Origin of the sequence: Erythrobacter sp. (assembly GCF_023653175.1) — a bacterium.
In the GTDB taxonomy this organism is placed as follows: domain Bacteria; phylum Pseudomonadota; class Alphaproteobacteria; order Sphingomonadales; family Sphingomonadaceae; genus Erythrobacter.
On the sequence record NZ_JAMNXL010000234.1, the window covers coordinates 1 to 4594 of the forward strand.

The following is a 4594-nucleotide window of genomic DNA, read 5'->3' on the forward strand; positions in this document are numbered from 1 at the left end:
AAACCACCGAGGAAAGCGTCCGCTCCGGTGCCGGCGCGGTCATCTCCAGCCAATCCAGCGGCGTGAAGCGTGCCGGGCAGACCGTGCCCAGCGCCGGTGCGACCGTGGTCTTCTGAGGACCCGAGCAATGTCGATCAAACCCGAGGGGGTTCAACCCATGACACGCAAGTTCAAGCTCCAGCTGCTGGTGGCCGCGATCGCCGCTGTGCCGATGGCGGCAATGCCCGCCACCACCGCGATTGCTCAGCAGGTCGTCCGCCCGTCGCAGGAAATCATCCTGTCGATCGGCAAGGGCGAACTGGTGACGGTCCCCGGCACGATGGCCGACGTGTTCGTCGCCAACGACGAGATCGCCGACGTCCAGGTCAAGTCGCAGCGCCAGCTCTATGTGTTCGGCAAGTCGGGCGGCGAGACCACGGTCTACGCCAGCAACGAACGCGGCGACGTGATCTTTTCGGCCAACATCCGGGTCGGCTCGAACATTGGCAGCATCAGCCAGATGCTCACGATGGCGATGCCCGATGCCAAGGTCAGCGTCTCGACCATGGGCACCGACACCGTGCTGCTGACCGGCACCGTCGGCGCGCCCGAGGATGCCGCCGAGGCCGAGCGCCTCGTCCAGGCTTTCCTTGGTGAAAAGGCCAATGTGATCAGCCGCCTGCGCACCGCGACCCCGCTGCAGGTCAACCTTCAGGTGAAGGTCGCCGAGGTCAACCGCTCGCTGCTGCGCAGCATCGGCGGCAACCTCCAGACCTTCGACACCACCGGCGGCTTCCGCTTCGGCGTGGGCACCGGCACCCGCTCGATCGTGACCGGCGAATACGGCCTCGGCGGCCCGTTCGCGGCCGGCAACAACATCCTCAACCCGACCATCACCGTGCCCGTCTTCGGTGCCAACGGCCTGCCGCTGTTCAACGATGACGGCACGCCGATCACCCAGGAAATCCTCGGCACCGCGGTCAACAGCAACAACGGCACCACGCTTACGGGCCTTGGCCGTCTGTTCGGCATGGACATGCTCGGCGCGCTCGACCTGTCGGAGCGTCTGGGGCTTGTCTCGACCATCACCGAGCCCAACCTCACCGCGCTCTCGGGCGAAACCGCGACCTTCCTTGCGGGCGGCGAGTTCCCGGTGCCGATCTCGCAGGGCCTCGGCCAGGTTTCGGTCGAGTTCCGCCAGTACGGCGTCAGCCTCGCCTATACCCCGACCGTGCTTTCGAACGGCCGCATCTCGATGCGCGTGCGCCCGGAAGTCTCGGAGCTTTCGACGCAAGGCTCGGTCACGCTCAACGGCTTCCAGGTCCCTGCCCTCACCACCCGCCGCACCGAAACGACGGTCGAGCTCGGCTCGGGCCAGAGCTTCATGATCGCCGGCCTGATGAGCGCCAACTCGCAGAACTCGCTCGACAAGGCGCCGGGCGTGGGTGACGTGCCGATCCTCGGCAACCTGTTCCGCAGCCGACAGTTCCGCAAGGGCGAGACCGAGCTGGTGATCATCGTCACCCCCTATCTGGTGAAGCCCGTCGACGCCAAGGACATCAAGCTGCCGACCGACGGCTTCCATTCGGCCAACGAGTTCCAGCAGCTGCTCGGCTACAAGGAAAACGCGGGCGTCTCGGGCGAAGTGCGCCCGGGCCCGAGCGCGGCCCAGCCCGATGCGCCGGCCCCCAAGGTGAGCGCCGCCGATCCGGCCGCGATCCTCCCGACCGGCGAGGAAAAGCCGCGCCGCGCCGACAAGAAGGCCCGCCGTCCGGATCGTGCCGCCAAGGCCGATGCTTCTGCCGCCGCCCCCGGTTTCAGCCTCTAACGCGAGAAAGGTGCAACAATGCCGAATGCACGATTGAACCGGCCGGCCCGCGTGCCCGCCCCCAAGCTCAAGCTTGCTGCCGCGCTGGCGCTGGGCCTCGGCCTTGCCGGTTGCGGCGGGATGCCCGAGAACACCTCGCTCTACAGCGTCAAGCAGCCGGTGGTCGAACGCACCAACATGGTGCTCGACGTCAACACCAACGCCTCGGGCCTGCCGATCTCCGAACAGCAGCGCCTCAATGGCTGGTTCGAGACGATGGACCTGCGCTACGGTGACCGGATCGCGATCGAGAACCCGAGCCAGAACCCGGCAGTCACCGCCGCGGTGCGCGACCTTGCAGCGCGCTACGGCCTGATGATCAGCGACACCGCGCCCGTCACCCCGGGCTTTGTCCAGCCCGGCCAGGCGCGCGTCGTCATCAGCCGTTCGAGCGCCAGCGTTCCGGGCTGCCCCGACTGGTCGGCCAAGTCCGACATGAACTACAGCAACGGCACCAGCCCCAATTTCGGCTGCGCGGTGAACAGCAACATCGCCGCGATGGTCGCCGATCCGCAGGATCTGCTCGAAGGCAAGCAGGGTTCGGGCGAGACCGTGATCGCGACCTCGAACAAGGCGATCTCGACCTATCGTGAAATGGATCCGACCGGCAAGGCCGGCCTGAAGGAAGCCGGTGCCTCGGGCTCGGGCGGAGGAGGTAACTAAGCCATGAATGCTCCCTGGAAATCGGGCCTGCCCGGCAACCGCGACCCCTTCTCGGCCTATATCTGCGACGACAACGCGCTGGACGTGCTGCGTCCGGTGGTGATCGAGCTCGGCTGGCAGCCGGAAAAGTGCAACAAGGGCGGCCTGCGCAACGCGGTGCAATCGCTCTCGGTCAGCGCCTCGCCGGCGATCCTCGTGGTCGACCTGTCGGAAAGCGGCGATCCGCTCAACGACATCAACGCGCTGGCCGAAGTGTGCGAGCCGGGCACGGTGGTGATCGCCATCGGCCAGGTCAACGACGTGCGCCTCTACCGCGATCTGCTCGCGAGCGGGATCCACGACTACCTCCTGAAGCCGCTCTCGCCGCAGCAGGTGCATGATGCCCTGAACCAGGCGCTGGCGGTGTTCATGAGCCCCAAGGCGGGCGATGCCGATGCGGCCAAGCGCCACATCTCGACCGCCATCGTCGGCACCCGCGGGGGTGTGGGCGCCTCGACGCTGGCGACCTCGCTCGCCTGGCTGTTCTCCGAGGCGCACAAGGCCCCGACCGCGCTGCTCGATCTCGATGTCCACTTCGGCACCGGTGCGCTGGCGCTCGACCTCGAGCCCGGCCGCGGCCTGACCGACGCGATCGAGAACCCGAGCCGCATCGACCCGCTGTTCATCGAACGCGCCATGGTGCGCGCCGGCGACAACCTGTCGATCCTCTCGGCGGAAGCCCCGATCAACCAGCCGCTGATGACCGATGGTTCGGCCTTCGTGCAGCTGGAGGACGAGTTCCGTCAGGCCTTCGAGATGACGGTCATCGACCTGCCGCGCAACATGCTGATCAACTTCCCGCAATTGCTGGCAGACGTGAACCTGGTGGTGCTGACCTGCGAGTTCACCCTCGCCTCGGCGCGCGACACGATCCGCATTCTTTCGTGGCTCAAGTCGAACGCCAGCCACGCGCATCCGATGATCGTGGCCAACAAGGTGCAGCCGAGCCTGTCGGAGATCAGCAAGGCCGATTTCGAGGCCTCGATCGAACGCAAGGTCGATTTCGTGATCCCCTACGACATCAAGGCGGCCTCGAACGCGGCCAAGCTGGGTCAGGTGTTCGTCGATGCCAACCGTTCGAGCAAGGCGACCGCGGCGATCCGCCAGATCGCCGAGCGCGTGATGGGGGCGAGCGCGGAGGACATCGTGCCGGCCGCCAGCGACAAGAAGTCGCTCCTCGGCAATTTCGATCTGAAGGCGATGCTCGCCAAGAAGCCGAAGGTCGATCTGACCAAGGCGGACTGATCGCGGCAGGGCCGGGGATGTGCGGCACGGCGCATGGCGCTGCCCCCGCACGCCCCGGGCGGCAATTGAGGACAGGAACCCGCCGTATCCCGGCGGTGCGAGGCAGGAAACGACAGCATGGACTTCTTCCAAACCCTGCTCATCACGCTGGTGATCTTCACCGTGCTTGTCGCGGGCTATGCGGTCATCGCCGGGTCGGGTGTCTCCAAGGCGCAGAAGCGCCGGATGCAGGCGGTGCGCTATCGCCATTCCGAAAGCCTCGATGCCAAGGTCGACGCGCAGTTCAAGCGCGCGGTCGCCGCGCGCAAGCCCAAGAGCTTCAAGGTGGCCGGCTCCGGCTCGCGCATGGAGGCCCTCGCGGTGCGCCTCAACCGCACCGGCAAGAACTGGACGGTCTCGCAATATCTCTACATCTCGGGCGGCCTGTCGGTCGGAATCGCGGTGCTGATCTTCGCGCTCAGCCAGGCGCCGTTGCTCTCGCTCGGCGCCGGTCTGTTCCTGGGCGCAGGGCTGCCGCACATGGTGGTCGGCTTCCTGATCAACCGCCGCACCAACCAGTTCATCACCAAGTTCCCGGACGGCATCGAGTTGCTCGTGCGCGGCCTCCGATCGGGCCTGCCGGTGACCGAGACGCTCGGGATCGTGTCGAGCGAAGTGCCCGGCCCGGTCGGCTTTGAATTCAAGGCCGTGATCGACCGCATCAAGGTCGGCAAGACCATGGAGGACGCGCTCCAGGATACCGCAGACAAGCTCGGGATCGCCGAATTCAACTTCTTCACGATCACTCTTGCCATCCAGCGC

4 protein-coding genes are annotated in these 4594 nt (G+C 66.5%); all 4 read left to right on the forward strand.

Annotated features, from left to right (window positions below):
• Window positions 1–157: 157 nt before the first annotated feature.
• Window positions 158–1807, forward strand: coding sequence for a type II and III secretion system protein family protein (locus NBV68_RS17870; protein ID WP_296312513.1), 1650 nt, complete (start codon window positions 158–160; stop codon window positions 1805–1807).
• An 18-nt stretch (window positions 1808–1825) separates the two neighbouring features.
• Window positions 1826–2509 carry a CpaD family pilus assembly protein gene (locus NBV68_RS17875; RefSeq protein WP_296312515.1) on the forward strand — a complete coding sequence of 228 codons (684 nt, stop codon included), beginning with the start codon at window positions 1826–1828 and terminating at the stop codon, window positions 2507–2509.
• 3 nt (window positions 2510–2512) lie between these two features.
• The gene (locus NBV68_RS17880; RefSeq protein WP_296312518.1) at window positions 2513–3793 is read left to right on the forward strand and encodes a pilus assembly protein CpaE; all 1281 of its coding nucleotides are present in this window, start codon (window positions 2513–2515) and stop codon (window positions 3791–3793) included.
• A 117-nt stretch (window positions 3794–3910) separates the two neighbouring features.
• Window positions 3911–4594, forward strand: a 684-nt coding sequence (locus NBV68_RS17885) for a type II secretion system F family protein (RefSeq protein ID WP_296312520.1), incomplete at its 3' end; no start/stop codon positions are given.

Excerpts from the sequence above, each read along its gene's own strand:
- NBV68_RS17870 (WP_296312513.1), top strand. The coding sequence starts at position 158 with ATGACACGCAAGTTCAAGCTCCAGCTGCTGGTGGCCGCGATCGCCGCT.
- NBV68_RS17875 (WP_296312515.1), top strand. The coding sequence starts at position 1,826 with ATGCCGAATGCACGATTGAACCGGCCGGCCCGCGTGCCCGCCCCCAAG.
- NBV68_RS17880 (WP_296312518.1), top strand. The coding sequence starts at position 2,513 with ATGAATGCTCCCTGGAAATCGGGCCTGCCCGGCAACCGCGACCCCTTC.